Consider the following 16,583-nt stretch of genomic DNA (forward strand, 5'->3'; position numbering starts at 1 on the left):
GCCAAAAGAAAACCAAATACTTATCTTTTAATAAGCGCAAAATTAACCAAGGGTTAAACAAAAGAATTATTATTAAATACTTTCAAAATGTTAAAATTTTCCTAATTTTAAAGGCTAAAATAAAATCCCCTGCTCTTCAAAAATCCATACAAAATATTTTCAATCCTAAAAAAACAAAATAACCTTTCTTAATACAAACTTGTACTAGAATATGATAAAAACTACTTACGAAAAACTGCAACTCTTACTTTGTTGCTTATTTCTCTGCTCGATTAGTTATACGAGCTGGGGGCAGGGAAGAGTAAGAATTACAGTTACACAATTAGAAGCTGTTAATAATAGCTATTGCACAACATATATCCCACTTCTTAATATACCTCTAGAAGGTGGCCAAAGTGATTTTGTTTGGGAAATCAAAGTTGATGATGGTCAAGGAAATAGTAACACATCTCCTTCTGTTCCTAACTTAAGTCCTCTTCCCTCTGGGCAATTAGGAGGAGGCTCTAATCATTTTTATAAAGACAATGACAATGGTCCTTATTTAGGAACTGTAGCAGCTCCTAACGGAGTTAATTTTAATCCTAATAATGGAGTTATATTTGACTTAGAATATCCATGTAATGCTCCAACTTCATTTGACATAGATTGGATTGGATATGATAATGATGATCCAGGTTCTTATAGTACAGTATTAAATGAAGGAAACACAGGTGTTCAGAATATGTCTTTAAGTCTACCTACCGTCGGAAATAGTAGCACTCAAGTTTATTCTGCAACAGGCAATAACAATTGTAATGCACCTCAGGAATATCGAATTACGCTTTTAATTGAGCATCTCCCACTGCCTGTAACTTATGTTGCTAACAATATCTGTAGTGCAATCCAAATTCCGGTCAACAATACGACTCAACAATTTGCTTGGTGCGGCAATCAATTACCTTTAGAGCCCAATGAACCAAGACTAGGAAACATCAATGCACATGGTTCTGCATGGTTTTATTTCACGGCTCCTGCTAGTGGTCAAGTAGAAATTGAAACCAATTTAAATAGCACCGATTTTGGAACAGAAATGGTGATATATCATGCAGCCGATGGTGCGGGCTGCCTACATGGTACTAATAATTGGGTAGTTTATGCAGCTTCTCCTCCTATAAAATCAAAATTTGAATACCTTTCTTATCATGGTGATGCCAATGATAACTTCCCACTTACTGATGGGAAAGCAACAGGTTATTTTTGTGACATACTTAATGTCCCTGTTTCATTTCCTCCACAAGTTCGAGATGGCCATGCCCTAATTGCAGGAGAAACCTACTACATTCAATTAACAACCGACCAAAGCAATGAGAGAGGTTACGTTAGTCTTAAAATAGAAGATTTAGGAGGGACGCCTTTCCACAATCATGACATTCCCTGTTTAGGAACAGATGTTTCTGCTGATGCTCAATCAACAACTGTTCGTACAGAAGCTGGAGGACAAGCTTTCTCAACTCAATTACAAAGAGGCACTTTTTTGGGTGGTTCTGCTGTTAGTGACGAAGAAATTGGCGCTCCCTATACAGGAACAGATGCCACACAATTCCGTGCTTATGACTATACGCCAACCTTATCAAACGGTTTAGATGGTAGTATGTGGATTCAATTTACAGCTGCTAATAGTGGACGTATTTATTTTGAGGCTGATTTTGACAATGCACTTGTCAATGAAAATGAAAACACAGCGCTCTATGCCCCAGATCCTCGCTTTGGTGCAGGTACTCCTGCTGATTTATTTTGTTCTAACATTACGCAAATAGCAGATGCAGAAGGTGGCATTGGTGGCATTTTAGGTGGTACTAAAACCGCCATCATTATGGAACAATGCCTTGAGCCAGGCTATACTTATTATGGTCTAGTAGATCCTCAAGGTGCAACAACAGCAGATGAAGCAGAAGTTTGGGTCTATGACCCTAGCGCCTCCGATCCTGCCAATAACCCTCCACCAAACGATATTTTATGTTTGAGTATGCTGGATACCATCTTTGAAATTCCAGTAAAACCAGCCAACCAAACCATTCCTTTTTCTGCGGTAGCGGGTGACAACACCAATGCTTGTATTGAAACGCTGGCAGGAGAACCATTCTCTCATCCCAATGCAGCCAATCGTGCCGATCAAACGGTTTGGCATTATTTCACAGTACCACCATCGGGGGTAGTTGAAATCAAATTGAGAGCTTATGTTGGTTTAGATAGCCTAAACTATGCGATTTATCCTTTACTTCAAGACAGTTTGTGTTATGGAGGTTTGCAACCTGCCACTTATACATTAGATGGCACACAAGGAACGGCTCAAATTGCCGCAGAATTTAGCGGCACAACAGGTTTTAATGGTGATATTGTAGGACTTTGCTGTTTAACACCAGGTACGGTCTATGCGATCCAATTGGATGGTAGTCATCCTGGCGATGAGGGGCAATATATCATTGAGTACATCAATGAAATTGAAGTCTATGCTGGTGATGCTCAATATACCGTGCTAGACGACACCTTTAACTATACGGCTGTTGATACAGGGTATATTTGTTTTGGGGACACCCTCTATCCTAGCGTTATGGTAGATGGCAATGGTGTTTCTACTACTCGTATTGCGAATTGCTTGGACATTGGTTTTGTCATCCAAGATAGTGTGAACATTCCTGATTCTATTATCAATGGTAACTTCACCTTTATCGATTCTGTTTATGCTCGTCCACAATATTGGGTCAACGACGGAGCAAATCCTGTCTCTCTAAATGCAGTGCATTACGTCAGTCCTATGGCAGATGAAATCAATACTTGGGGAGCACTAACTTGTCCGAGTGCAAGTGCTGAAAATGGAGCACCATTTGTATTTTTAGCGCCCATTAACATCGCTACGACCTACAATTCAACCAACTGTATAATTGACTTTACCATTACAGGAGGGTTTCCTGCTTACAATGGAACCTTATTTGATTATTTAATTACCAATGCAGCAGGTGATACGGTTCTAATGGGGCAATCTGCTAACGGTGCAACCGTTCAGTATGCCATCCCTACAGCAGATATTTACACCATAACCGTAACAGACAACAACGACTGTAACCAAACGGAAATTGTAAATGCAACGCCTTGTCAAGATCCATGTGTTAATAATCCAGTTATTATTACACCTGATCCGATTGACAGTTCTATTTATACTTGTTACCCAGGAGGTGATTCTGCCTTAGTGACCATTTTCCTTAATGGTGGACAACCTACGATTACTGCGGGACAAAATTACACTTCTACCGTAAGTGGCTCTACAACTCCTAATGGTAATGGTACCTACACTACTCCTGGAACAGGCGCTCCTGCTGCCACTCCTTTCTCTTTTAGTGTGATGGATGGCGATGCTTGGATGGTAATTGTTTTAGACAACAATGGCTGTCCTGATACGGTTTCAGGCACCTTTGATTATAACTTGATCAATTGCCCTGATTATTGTCTATTAAACCCGATTAACAGTACATTTAGCTACAACTGTAATATGGATGGAACTGCTTTAGTGCAAATTACCGTTAACGGTGGTCAACCTAGCATTGATGGTTCTAACTACAGCGTTAACATTGCTGGTTCTACTGTATTTGGTCAAAACTACCAAAATGCACAATTAGCAGGGGTAATTGGTGGTGCTGCGAATTTCTCTTTTGTCGTTAACGATGGGGATAGCTGGACCTTTGATGTATTCGACATTAATATGTGTACAGATACCTTGATGGATAACTATACTTTTGATACGGCACACTGTCCAATTTGTAACATGATGCCTGTTCAAATACTACCCGACCCTGTTGACAGTACGGTTTATACTTGTAACTCTAATGGAGATGCTGTTGTAACACTCTTTATGACAGGAGGTGCGCCATCTTTTGATGGCAGTCAATATACCATTACAACTTCTGGATCTAGTATTGCAGGGCAAAACGGTTCTACACAAGAAAATGTAGGCATCTATAACTTTAGCGTAGCGGATGGCGATGCTTGGATGGTCATAGCAGTAGATAGCAATGGCTGTGCAGATACCGCAGCGGGCACCTTTAATTATAACCCATTGGCACTAGCAGTACAAGTAGAACCTTATGTTTGTTTGACAGACAAATCTGCTGATGTTACCATTCGTTTGAGTGGCGGTTTACCTGCGACAGATGGTTCTAATTATTTAGTAACCATCATTGGAGCAACAACAACAGGAGCATCTGGTTATCAAATTCCTGTTTTAGGAACCATTGGCGATACCACAGATTATACCTTTAATGTTCAAGATGGAGACAATTGGTTGGTTGTTGTAACTGATAACAGTCAATGTGGTGTTGATAGCATTGGTGGAACCTTCCTTTGGAATGCAAGTAATTGTGGCAATATCTGTAGCGATCCCACCTATGTTGGCGTAGCTATTAATGGTGGTTCTGGTACTTATAATTACAGCTGTGATTCCGTAGGCAATGGTTTGTTGAGTCTACAAATTACAGGAGGGTTGCCTGCCCTTACCAATGGCAATGATGATTATATTGCCAATGTAACGATTAATGGTACAATGACTGCTTACTTAGTGAATTCTAATGGCACTTCAGGCACGCTTAATGTCAACTTAAGTAATGGTGACAACTGGTCTATTGTAGTATTTGATGCTTTGCAATGCGATACACCTTCTTTGGCTGCGACCTTTACTTCTATTCAAGCCGTTGCCAATGCTTCTACGCCTCCTAATATGTTAGTGGGGCAAATAGCAACCTTAGATGGTAGTGCTAGTACGGGCAATATCAACAATTATAGTTGGACACCAACCAATAATGTTAGCAATCCATTGTCTGCCACAACGAGCACACAACCACTTAGCACGACTACCTATGTATTATCTGTTTCTGACACATTGGGTTGTGTAGATTCTGATTCTGTTTTGGTAGAAGTTGGGCGTTGTATTCCTCACCATGCAGGCTTTACGCCGAATAATGATGGGGTCAATGACTTGTGGGAAATTCCTTGTTTAAATTTATATACCAATAGAGTACAGGTATTCAACAGATGGGGACAACTGGTTTTTGAAGCGGAAAATTATGACGGTACTTGGGATGGCACCAACCTAGGACAGCACGTTCCTGATGCCACCTACTATTATGTTATTTCTGTAGACGATCCACAATTTAATAATCCTACTATTTACAAAGGAACAGTTACTATTATTCGATGATTTTGAGTAGTCAATGCTCTAGTTATGGAGCATTGGCTACTTATTTAAATAACAAATGCTTTTCAGTGCTTTTTCGAAGTGCTATAATGCAAAGCATAGAATATTATAAAGAATATGATTATGAAAAATTTCATTATAATATGTATTGGCTTCCTATTTCTTTGTCATGAAGCAAATGCACAACAAGACCCATTGTTTGCCCAATACAATAGCAATGCGTTCTTAATAAATCCTGCCGTTGCGGGCTCAAAAGGCAATCATTCTTTCAGTCTGTTCCATCGTTGGCAATGGGTTCGTTTTCCTGGTGCCCCACAAACCTTTGGTTTGACTTACCAAGGAATTTTGACTAAAAAAAGCGTTGACAAAACATTTTTAGCATTAGGTGCTTTGGTATTTGGAGATGTTACAGGGCCTAGCTCCCGTTGGGGTGGAAAAGTATCTTTAGCGTCTCACATTCGTTTGGCGGAGAAAGTGCGTTTATCGGTTGGTCTTTCAGGACGTTTAGCGCACAACATTATCCGTACAGATATGATCCATTTAATTGATCCCAACGACCAAGCTGTCACCAATGGCGATCGAGGCGTTACTAGTGCCGATATGGAACTTGGTATATTTCTTTATACCAAAAACTTATCCATTGGTTTTGCTGCTCCTAACTTAATTCAAACAAAAATTGATTATGGAAATAGTGCCAATGGTAGAGATCCTATTGGGCATGGCTATCGTCATTATTTCTTGACTGCGGCGTACAAGTTTAGATTACCAGAAAAGAAAATGATTATTGAACCTTCTCTGATGGTAAAATACGTTCAAGGTTCTCTGCCTCAATTTGATGGTGGTATAATGGTGCATGTATTAGACGAACAAATGGCGTTTGGCTTGTTTTACCGCTCGCCAGCTTTCCTTTCTTTTCAATGCAAATTCTTATTTGACAAAAAAGTTCCTGTATTGCTAGGTTTTGATATTGCATTAAATACCTTTCAACAACATAGCCTAGGCTCTACAGAGTTGATGATTGGTTATGAATTTCCTAGTAGCGACTTATTTGCTCCTAAACAAGCCTCTGATGAACCAGATGGAACCTTGTAAACAAAACAGTTTTTTCTAATAAAAAAGACAAGCTCAATACTTATTTGGTATTGGGCTTTTTTTAATGCATTAGAAATCATACATTATATAATAAAAAATATAATTTATGTGAATTAGGCTTCTTTTTACATTTAAAAATCCTTACATTTATGGCAATATGTGACATAAGAGCACGATAGAAATTATGTTTTATTGATAATATGTATTTCCACTTACCTACTCATCATTTGTTGCCTAACAGCAATTAATAGGGATTTTTGTTGTTGAGCATTGGTGAACTGATTCTTATCAAAAAACTAATTTTGCTTATTTATTGGGGATAATAAAACAGCACATGAAGTATCTACTAGAAATTTCTAAAATTGTAACTAAAAAGAAGGTAAAAAAGATTGAAATCTTCGATGATCACTCTTTGAAACAAAAAAATTCAAAATTCAATGATTTTTATGGTCTCTTGATGGATGGGGCGTTAAAGGATGATCAAGAAGCTGCTACAAAGCTTTACAACAGCAACCCTACCGATGACAAATACCGTCAATTAAAATCTAGATTCAAAAAGCGATTACTCAATACTTTATTCTTTTTAGATGTCAATCAATCAGCAACTTCTAATTACAACCGTGCCTATTATTGCTGTCACAAAGATTGGACTTTGGTAAAAATATTGCTCTCTAACAATGCACAACAAACAGGTGCACAGCTAGCTCGAAGTATTATATCTATTGCGCTAAAATTTGACTTTGCTGATATTGTGGTTAACGCAGCTAGAATACTGAGAGAGCATGCCATGTTGGAAAAGAATGAAAAATTATATGAGGAATACAATAACCTTTGCCAGCAATATCAAATAATTCTGACAGCAGAAATCGAGTCGGAAGAGTATTACCAGCGCATCGTTATGAACAGCCTCAAATCAGCTTCTAAGCTACAACCATTCATTCCTCAATTTGAAAAATACTGTGCGAGGTTGCTAGAATTATCTCAGCTACATAGTTCTCCAGTTATTGTATACAATTATTATATTGTCTCTGCTCATTATTATGAGATGCAAAATGACTATCAAAACTTATATAAAATTTGTCAACAAGCAGAGCAATACATTGAAGAAAATCCTCGATTTTATAGAGAAGATAAGTTGGCAGAAATTGCCTCCAAAAAGATGCTTGCCCTCTTGCATCTGCAAGATTTTGCACAGGGAGAAATTGAAGCAGAAAAATACCTAACTATTTTTGAGCGAAATGATGTCTGCATGAAATTGATGGAATATTATTTACTATTAGCGCTGCATACTCAAAATTACTCCAAAGCTCACCGCATATTTGGACGAGCCTACGAAGATAAACGCTTCAAGAAATTAACGAGCGACGAGAAAGAAAAATGGAATGCTTTTGAAGTTTATCTTTGTTTTTTGCTTTGGAATAATCCTGAACAAAGCTTTGAAAGACCTAAACGCTACAAGCAGTTCAGGGTAAAACGTTTTTTGGAGGAGCCTGTTATCTTTCCTAAAAACCAACGAATTTTTACCGTTCTATTGGTCATTGGGCAAGTACTGTTTTTATTAAAAGAAGAACGACTGGGGGAAGCATTTGAACGGATTGAACGCCTAAAAGGCTACTCTAACCGATTATTAAAACAAGAAGAACACTATAGAGTGACTCAGTTTGTTCGTTTGCTGCAACAATTAGCGAAGGCGCATTTTGATTACAAAAATATTGGAGTGCATCAAAAATACCTTGATCGTCTAGAAAATAAATCATTAAAATACAGAGGCTTGATTCATGAATTAGAGATCATCCCTTATCAAAACCTTTGGGCAATCATATTAAAAACAATTAACTCCAAGACAATGTTCAGATCATAAATATGGTATGTAAATAATTGACCCCATAAAAGTATACACCATTCTTACAATTTACTTAGTCAACCCTTTAAATGATGACATTGCCCCTGATTAGCATCCTTATGCCCGTTAAAAACACGGCTCCGTTCTTAGTTGAATGCCTAGATTCTATTCTTGCGCAAACCTATTCCAATTGGGAATTAATTGCTGTTAACGATCATTCTACTGATGCTAGCTTAGCTATACTACAACAATATGCCAAAGATTATCCACAGATTGTTGTCCTTAATAATCAAGAACGAGGAATCATCCCTGCGCTCCGTTTGGCTTATTCTCACTCCAAAGGACAATTGATTACTCGAATGGACTCGGACGACATAATGCCTGTTTTTAAATTAGAGCGTCTAAGTACTTCCTTACTTAGTAGAGGAATGGGGCATTTAGCAACGGGTTTAGTAGAGTATTTTAGTGCCGAAACGCTTGGCAATGGCTATCAACGTTATGCGCAATGGCTGAATGGGCTCAGTAGTACAGGAGAAAATTTTAAAGAACTGTATAAAGAATGTGTGATTCCCTCCCCTTGTTGGATGATTTATCGAACTGATTTAGAACGCTGCAATGCTTTTAATTTGGATCGTTATCCAGAGGATTATGATTTGTGTTTTCGTTTTTATGAAGCGGGGTTAATTTGTATCCCAACAACTGAAGTTTTACATCACTGGAGAGATTCGCAAGGTAGAACTTCTAGGCATGATCCCAATTATGCGGACAATAATTTTTTAGCAATCAAAATTCATTATTTTCTAAAATTAAGCAACAACAACAAGCGCCCTTTAGTGCTTTGGGGGGCAGGAAAAAAAGGAAAATGCATTGCCCAAATGCTTACCAATGCCAAGGTGCCTTTTACTTGGATTTGCAATAATAAAAACAAAATTGGCAAAGATATTTATCAACAACGCCTCTATCCGACCTCCCATCTTTCAACCTTAATTCAGCCGCAAATTATTGTAGCGATAGCAGAACCTATTGCTCAAAAAACAATCAAAGAATCATTTAGCAAACAAGGCTTAACAAGCATGAAAGATTTTTTCTTTTTTTGCTAAAAAATTTATTTTTTTGGTTAACAACCTTCATTTTTCTTTCCAAAAGCATGTTTTATCCAAATCTATTACTAATTTTGTAGTCGATTACACTTAAAAACTCCCCGTTTACCAATAATGCTGTATTAAAACTGCTTAATACCCCAACAAACATTATATTGTATGCTCATATAGTATAATAATGTCCCTTTTAAGTAGTTTTATTTTGTATAAAATATTCCTACCAATCAATACACAAAAACATGGAGTACCATACAAAAGAGCTAACCATTACGGTCAGACCTGATGATATTATAGAAATAGCGACCAATAAAAATTTCAAAGGAGAATACTCAATAGAAGCCGTAGCAGAGAATTTAGCAACCTTTGAAAAAGCAGTTGATGGAAAAGTAAGAGCTACACTGCTCCATTTTCCAGATCATTATGTCAAAAAGGAAGTAATGAAAGGTTATGCTAATTCTGAAATTAGTACCGCAGCTACTGCTTTATTTGCTAAGTCATTTGCTTCTAAACTAATTGGGAATCTTTTTTTATCCCTAAGAAAACGGCTTGTTCAGTCTAGAACAATCCCTCCTACCAAGGTTTTTACAGATAAAAAAAATGCCATAGAATGGTTGTTAAAACATATTGAAGCGCACAAACAGCAACAATCTTAAACGAATTTCACCATTAGAGCATTGAGCTTCAGAAGCTAAAATTTCTAGGCATACATTCATAGGTTTTTACGTTATAAATAGTTTTTTCATTTGCGCTAAAAAAGCAAAAAAAAATCCCTTTTTTTTGCCTAAAAAACCGAAAAATATTCTACATTTAGTGTACATGTTCTACTGTATTTCTAGTTCTCCTCATTCCCCAAATCATTTTTAAAATTTGTACCACAGGAATGCAATACCACACCAAAGAAATGACGGTCACACTTAGACCAGATAACATTCTAGCTGTAAAAATCAACGAAGGATGCAATGAGTTAACCACAGAGGGAACCGAAGAATGTCTCCAAGCAATGACAAAAGCGTTAGCACTTAATGACCACCCCAAAGCCATGATCTTTTGGATGGCTCCCTTTTATGTCAAAAAAGAAGTAATAAAAAGCTACAGTACCAGTGAGTTTGATGAAGTTGCAGTTGCACTAGTTTGTCATTCTTATATTTCTAAATTTGTGGCTAGTGTTGCTCTAAAAATGAGAGAGCGTTTTACTAGTTCAGAACATACCAACCAAAATGCTCCTATCAAAGTCTTCTTAAAAGAAGAAGAAGCATTTGAATGGTTACAAGAATGCTTAGCCAAGCGTCAGGCTATCTAATTTTAATGACTTCATTAAACCTTTCATAAGTCTAAGAGTCTCAATAACAAAAAGTTAAGATTCTTCACCCAATAGACTTTATTATGAAATCATTTTTTATTCTTCTAAATTTATTCGCAACGCTCCCCTTCCTAGCTCAACCAACACTACAACCTAGCATTGGAATTGGAGCTTTGCCCAATGATAACGATACCATCTGTGCGTTTCCTACCTTTACTGGAAATTTTGATGCAGTGGGGTATGCCATTGGTGATACCGTTCCTGATTTTACCTTATATACAACAAATGGAACCCCTGTTAATTTACAAACGGTTTTAGCTCAGGGCAAACCCGTCTTGTTGATTGGTGGAAATTTGACTTGCCCAGTCTTTCGCAACAAAATAGCAACCATTAATAATATGGCTACTATCTATAATGGGCTACTAGAAATTTATATTATCTATGGAATGGAGGCTCATCCTACAAGCCCTAGCCCCTATAGTGGCACTATATGGATTACCAATTCAAACCAACAAGCAGGTATATTACACCCTCAACCCACAACTTATGGAGCACGTAAGGCACTTATTGATACGCTTTTGACAACTGAAACAATCCTTCCTCCTATTTTGGTAGATGGAGTTTGCAACGAATGGCTAAGCCATTTCGGTCCTGCCCCTAACAATGCTTATTTGATTGATACAACAGGCGTTGTTTATGAGAAACAAGGCTGGTTTCACAAATTACCAGATGATATGTATTGCGAAATTGATAGCCTCTTGGGTACAACAAATGGATTGTGTAATGCCACAGGCAATAATGGTTTATTTACCTTCGCTTATGTTAACGATACCATTGAGTATGGTGCAGCAGGAACTATCCTTGGTGTAGAAGCTACTCTAAACAATGTCTCAGCAACAGATAACGTTGTCATTGATATTATTCGGAGGTTCGTTAATGTACCCCAAAATTGGCAAACAGCAATATGTGTAGACATTTGCTTGCCACCTACAACCGATACTACTCAGGTCACTATCCCCCCAGGAATGACCCAAGATTTCACTTTTTACTTTTATACGGCCCCTACCATCGATAGTTTTGGCTTTGCTCAACTTGGGTTCAAAAATGTCAATAATAATCAAAATAAGTTCCTTCGTTATTTTTGGGCTGAGACAGGCAAAACAACTTCCTCTCCAAAAGTAAGCTCAGCAGAGAACGATCTTCTTTTTTATCCCAACCCTTCATCGGGAATTGTTTATTGGACAGGAACAAAAACCGTTGAAGGAAGCATCCAAATCATAGATTCCAAGGGCGTAAAAGTCAAGCATTTTACGCCTAAAGTTTGGCAAGACCAACAGATACTCAATTTAAGTATGCTTCCTAGAGGCTTGTATTTCCTCCAATTATCCAGTAAAAAAGGTCAAATAACAAAAAAAATAATACTTCGATAGTTTTGAAAACTAAGTCAATGTAATTCAATGGTTACTGCAACAGTTTACCAATTATAAAACTTCTAAACCAAGGAATTACATAAATCAATATCAAACTTTTATTAATTTTAATATATTTTATATGCTTTTCATTAATTTTATCAAGCAAAAAAAGCTATATTCGCCAACCAGCTGACCTACTATTACATTCCCCATTTTTCTTTTATAAAGAAGTCTATTTTTAATTTTCCAAATTTGCTCAATAGGAATGCAATACAAAACAAAAGAGTTAACAGTTACAGTTAGACCTGATACTATTATCGAAATTACAACCAACCCAGAAATTTCTGAATATACGATACAAGGAGCAGAAGAAAATGTAGCCCTAATGCGAAAAATTGTAGACAAAAAACCTAGGTCTGTTATGGTTTGGATGCCTAGTGCTTATATGAAAAAAGAAATTATAAAATACTATAATGAATTTGAAGAGGATAATGTAGCAACCGCCTTATTGACCGAATCTTTTGCGTCTAAATTAATTGGAAATCTTTTTCTCACACTTAGAACTCGACTTGTCCCCAATCAAAAAACCAAAACCAATCCAATTAAGATCTTCAAAGATCCAAACGAAGCGACAGAATGGTTGCTGGAACACCTTGCAAAATATCAATAAGCCAATCTGAATGGTTCTTTTTATTTAGTCGTTATTCCGTCAAAAACTATGCAGTAGTGGACAACTTATCGATAGAACCACCTTATTATTCAACATTACTCTGTTGAAAAATCGTATTCGATTATTACATGAGTGCTACGCAGTTGATTATCAAAATGATGCAATTTTACCACTCAAAATATTAGTTATTTGATAATCAATTGAATACAAGATGTTTTTTTGTTTTTTTTTGTAAAAAAGCAAAAAATTAACGGAGTATTAATTCAAAAAATACAAAGCTTAAGACAGAAACTCCGAACTAATATTAGTATTTTTGTGTACGATATAGAAATAATCGTCTAAAATCACAATGTTCTTTCATGGAAACTTCTAAAATAACCATTGCTGTCGATGGTTTTGCGGCTTGTGGCAAAAGTACCTTAGCCAAAGCACTCGCTAAAGAATTGGGGTATGTTTATGTTGATTCAGGAGCAATGTATCGTGCTGTTACGCTGTATTTTCTAGACCACCAAATAGATATACAAGATGCAATGGCTGTTGATGCTGCCCTCGATCAAATTACCATTCATTTTGAAAATGTAAATGGTCAAAATCAAACTTTTCTAAATCATGTTAATGTAGAGGATGCCATTCGAAGTATGCGTGTTTCTAGCTACGTAAGCCCTGTTGCTACTATTTCTGCTGTCCGAAAGGCAATGGTTAAATTGCAACAAACAATGGGAGCAAAAGGTGGCATTGCTATGGATGGTCGAGATATTGGGACTGTTGTTTTTAAGAATGCTGAATTGAAGCTTTTTTTAACGGCATCGATAGAAGAACGTACCCGTCGCAGACTTGCTGAATGGTCAAGCAAAGGAGTTCTAGACATCACTAAGGAGGAAGTAGAAAAAAACTTGCGTACTCGTGACCACATCGATTCTACTAGAGCTGATAGCCCTTTATGTCAAGCAGATGATGCTATTGAAATAGACAATAGCCTATTGACACCAGAAGAACAACTTCAGTTTGCGCTTTCCTTATCCAAGGAAGCAATAGAAAAAAAGTCCATGGGATTAGTGGCTAGCTAATCCTACCCTACTTAATTGTTGAAAAAATCATTTTTAAGATAAGTCAAAAAGTTCTTATTTTAAAAATGATTTTTCTAGCATTCAACCATCGTTACTCTACAATTCCAGTAGCATGTCCATCTAAGCTAATGCTGTTTTTTTCTTTCCAATAAGCCTCAATTTTTTGCTTACCTTTCTTTTCAGCCCAAGTTTTCAGAATGGTTCGTTCTTCCTTATAATCCATAAAAGGTATTCCATACCCACAAGAAGTTTGCACCAAATCAATCTCCATTACAATAATTTGACGACTACCAACATCCTCAGGGAATAGATCAATATGCTCGTGAAATTCTTTGTCTCGCTCATGATAAGCCTTGGCTGTTCCATATAAACGCAAAATTAATGGCTTGCCCTCAAAAGCACAGAACATAATCGTCATTCGGCTACTATCCAATAAATGGGTAGCGGTCTCATTGCCACTTCCTGTTAAATTCAACCACACGATTCGATTCGCCCCCAAAACTCTAAACGTATCCATTCCCTTGGGAGAGATATTGACACGTCCTTCTTTCATTGCTGTACCGACAAAAAACATTTTTTGCTGGCGAATAAATTCCGTTAAATTCGTTGTTAAACTTTCTAATTGTTTCCCCATCGTTTGGTTTTATTTTGAGTGATGATACGAAATAAGTTCTTGAGTAACTAAAAACCATAAAACCAGGCTTATTGTTCTAGATTCATGACTAATCCTAGTTTTTTTAACATTATTTGGAGTGGTTCTAACAATTGTTCGTACTTGGTATCAAAGTCTTTCTCCAAGGTAGTCAATGCTTTTTTAAGCGCCATTTGTTCCAATTCCATTTCACTTAATAGGGTCTTATATTTCAAATCAAGCCGTTGATTTAAGAGCATTTTTTTATTGAGCGCTAAGCTTTCAATCGCATCCAATTGTTCACAATAATTGTGTACCGAGTCTTTTATGATTTTTTGTTGCGCCTCATAATATTGATTCGTTTCCTTTTTTTGAGCTTGAATCGCATCAATAATTTTTTGCCTTGCTTCCACAAAACGATCTTCTGCTTCTTTTTTTGCCTTGACCCTTTGAAATGAGACGTTTTTGCTAATTAGATCTAACTCTTCATAAAATTTATACTCCAAATCTTGCCAAATTGCTTGATGTTCAGCATCAATTGTTTTGATCTTTTGTTGCTGTTCATCTGCTAAATTTTGTAAACAGCTTGGCAAGTATTTTTTCTTTAGAAAGCGTTGTTTTTCTTCGGATGTTCTACCGACAAATTGTTTCCACAATGGCTGCTGATTTCGTTCTTGAGTGATTGCTACATTTTTTTGCCATTTCTCTTGATTCAATTGCCTGCATTTTTTTTTGTAGACCTTCGTATTTTCCTCCCATTTTTTTTGCAATTCGCCAGACGTTTGATAAAAAGAAGAAATGAGTTGTTGGTACGCCTTTTTTTGATTCTGATACCCTTCAAAAAGCAGTTGTATTTTTTCGTTTAACAACGGTTTCCATTTAGTCGCCACATGCAGGGTTGTCGGCAAAAAAATAGGCGTTGGATCTTGCCTCTTTTGTTTTCGTTGGTTATACCATAATAATAGCGCAGCAATAAAAACAATGGGCAAGACGAAATAATATTTTATACCTAAAAAAACAACCGTTCCTAAAGCTGCCACTCCCAATAGAGATTTGCCAATTAGTTTTTTCCAACTTCTTTGTTCTTCCTTGATCTTGTCAATAAGTTGAGACGACTGTTTGCTAATGGTTGCTCCAAAAGTTGCTTCAAATGAATGCACAAAAATAGAGTTGGAGGCGATTTCCAAAGCAGGAGTTTCTAAGGTTAAACCATCCATAGGGATAAAATAAGTTGGCGCTTCTGCTTCCTCTTTTTCCTCTCCTAAGGCCAAACACCAATCTTCTGCTGTTGGTCTTGCCCCTAGCCGCTGAATGCCTTGTATAAAACAGCGATTAAATAAATATTGTAAGACTGTGGGCAGTTGATAAAAAGCAGCATGTGGAAAAGGAATCGTATCAAAATAATCTTGGTATACTTTATTGTGTACGTACAATCCATGCTTTACCTTTTGCCCTAAACCTACTGCGGTTTCATATTTTCCTTGGGTGGTTGCTGCAAAAGGATGAATGCCTAGCAAAACTTTATAAAAAATAATTGCGATACTAAACTGGTCCCAACTAATTGGGATTGCCTGTGTCCTTTTTGTTAGTTGATGAAATTCTGGCGGCGCAAACTCTGGTGTAGCCATTGCAGCAGCAAAAAGAGTTTGGTTTCCGTTCACTATCTCAACCGAATCCATATCAACCAAAGAAACCAAGCCATTTTGCTGAATTAAGATATTATCAGGTTTCAGGTCTACCATTACATAGTGTCCCGTTTTATGGATATGATAAAGTGCTACTGCTATGTTAAAACAAACCTTTTGGCGCAATTTTGAAGCTTGAATGGTTCCTAATTTAAAACGCTGCCATTCTTCAGACAGGTATTGTGGTAATTTGGTGGTTGCCAATACCTCTAATAACTCGCCATTGGCAAATGGCATCAAAAAGCCCATAAATGCCTGTTTTTTTTCTAACAAAGCAATGGGCCAGCTTATCAGCATGGCTTGTTCTTTATTTTCAAATACAGGAGGATTTTGAACCAAATAACGCAACTTGTTCCATCGTTCTTTTGTTCTTTTTGGAGGATGATATATTTTAGCAACAATAGCTGCATATCCTTTAGGAGCAACAACTCTATAGAGCAAACCTTCGCCCCCTCTGGCAAAAGGAGTCGATGCCAATTGCAAAATTTCACTAGTAGTGGTGTTTCTAACTTTCATTAAATTGCTGCTTTTTTCAAAAAATCAGCCAACTATTAATTGA

Annotated in this window: 11 protein-coding genes; 9 read left to right on the forward strand and 2 right to left on the reverse strand. The window is 37.0% G+C overall.

Annotated features, from left to right (window positions below; all coding sequences use genetic code 11):
* Positions 1 to 211 precede the first annotated feature (211 nt).
* From AsAng_RS11310 to cmk, 9 genes are all read left to right on the forward strand, one after another.
* Complete coding sequence (locus AsAng_RS11310; protein WP_264792893.1) at positions 212 to 5,227, forward strand: gliding motility-associated C-terminal domain-containing protein; 5,016 nt, start codon at positions 212 to 214, stop codon at positions 5,225 to 5,227.
* A 120-nt stretch (positions 5,228 to 5,347) separates the two neighbouring features.
* Positions 5,348 to 6,316 (forward strand): PorP/SprF family type IX secretion system membrane protein, encoded by a 969-nt coding sequence (locus tag AsAng_RS11315; protein ID WP_264792894.1) that lies wholly within the window; start codon positions 5,348 to 5,350, stop codon positions 6,314 to 6,316.
* A 334-nt stretch (positions 6,317 to 6,650) separates the two neighbouring features.
* Positions 6,651 to 8,177 carry a hypothetical protein gene (locus tag AsAng_RS11320; RefSeq protein WP_264792895.1) on the forward strand — a complete coding sequence of 509 codons (1,527 nt, stop codon included), beginning with the start codon at positions 6,651 to 6,653 and terminating at the stop codon, positions 8,175 to 8,177.
* 71 nt (positions 8,178 to 8,248) lie between these two features.
* Positions 8,249 to 9,259, forward strand: coding sequence for a glycosyltransferase family 2 protein (locus AsAng_RS11325; protein ID WP_264792896.1), 1,011 nt, complete (start codon positions 8,249 to 8,251; stop codon positions 9,257 to 9,259).
* Between the two features lie 239 nt (positions 9,260 to 9,498).
* A complete protein-coding gene (locus AsAng_RS11330) occupies positions 9,499 to 9,912 on the forward strand; it encodes a DUF7793 family protein (RefSeq protein WP_264792897.1) in 414 nt (137 codons plus the stop codon).
* Positions 9,913 to 10,139: 227 nt separating this feature from the next.
* Positions 10,140 to 10,559, forward strand: a complete 420-nt coding sequence (locus tag AsAng_RS11335; RefSeq protein WP_264792898.1) for a hypothetical protein — start codon at positions 10,140 to 10,142, stop codon at positions 10,557 to 10,559.
* Positions 10,560 to 10,642: 83 nt separating this feature from the next.
* Positions 10,643 to 11,989, forward strand: coding sequence for a T9SS type A sorting domain-containing protein (locus AsAng_RS11340; RefSeq protein ID WP_264792899.1), 1,347 nt, complete (start codon positions 10,643 to 10,645; stop codon positions 11,987 to 11,989).
* A gap of 247 nt (positions 11,990 to 12,236) precedes the next feature.
* Positions 12,237 to 12,641 (forward strand): DUF7793 family protein, encoded by a 405-nt coding sequence (locus tag AsAng_RS11345; protein ID WP_264792900.1) that lies wholly within the window; start codon positions 12,237 to 12,239, stop codon positions 12,639 to 12,641.
* Positions 12,642 to 13,000: 359 nt separating this feature from the next.
* On the forward strand, positions 13,001 to 13,708 hold the full coding sequence (gene cmk, locus AsAng_RS11350; protein WP_264792901.1) for a (d)CMP kinase: 708 nt from the start codon (positions 13,001 to 13,003) through the stop codon (positions 13,706 to 13,708).
* Between the two features lie 91 nt (positions 13,709 to 13,799).
* Here the strand turns inward: cmk and AsAng_RS11355 are convergent, their stop codons facing one another.
* Positions 13,800 to 14,342: a pyridoxamine 5'-phosphate oxidase family protein gene (locus AsAng_RS11355; RefSeq protein ID WP_264792902.1), complete on the reverse strand. Its 543-nt coding sequence runs from the start codon at positions 14,340 to 14,342 to the stop codon at positions 13,800 to 13,802.
* 68 nt (positions 14,343 to 14,410) lie between these two features.
* Positions 14,411 to 16,540 carry a protein kinase domain-containing protein gene (locus AsAng_RS11360; protein ID WP_264792903.1) on the reverse strand — a complete coding sequence of 710 codons (2,130 nt, stop codon included), beginning with the start codon at positions 16,538 to 16,540 and terminating at the stop codon, positions 14,411 to 14,413.
* Positions 16,541 to 16,583: the final 43 nt, after the last annotated feature.

This window comes from Aureispira anguillae (genome assembly GCF_026000115.1).
GTDB lineage: Bacteria > Bacteroidota > Bacteroidia > Chitinophagales > Saprospiraceae > Aureispira > Aureispira anguillae.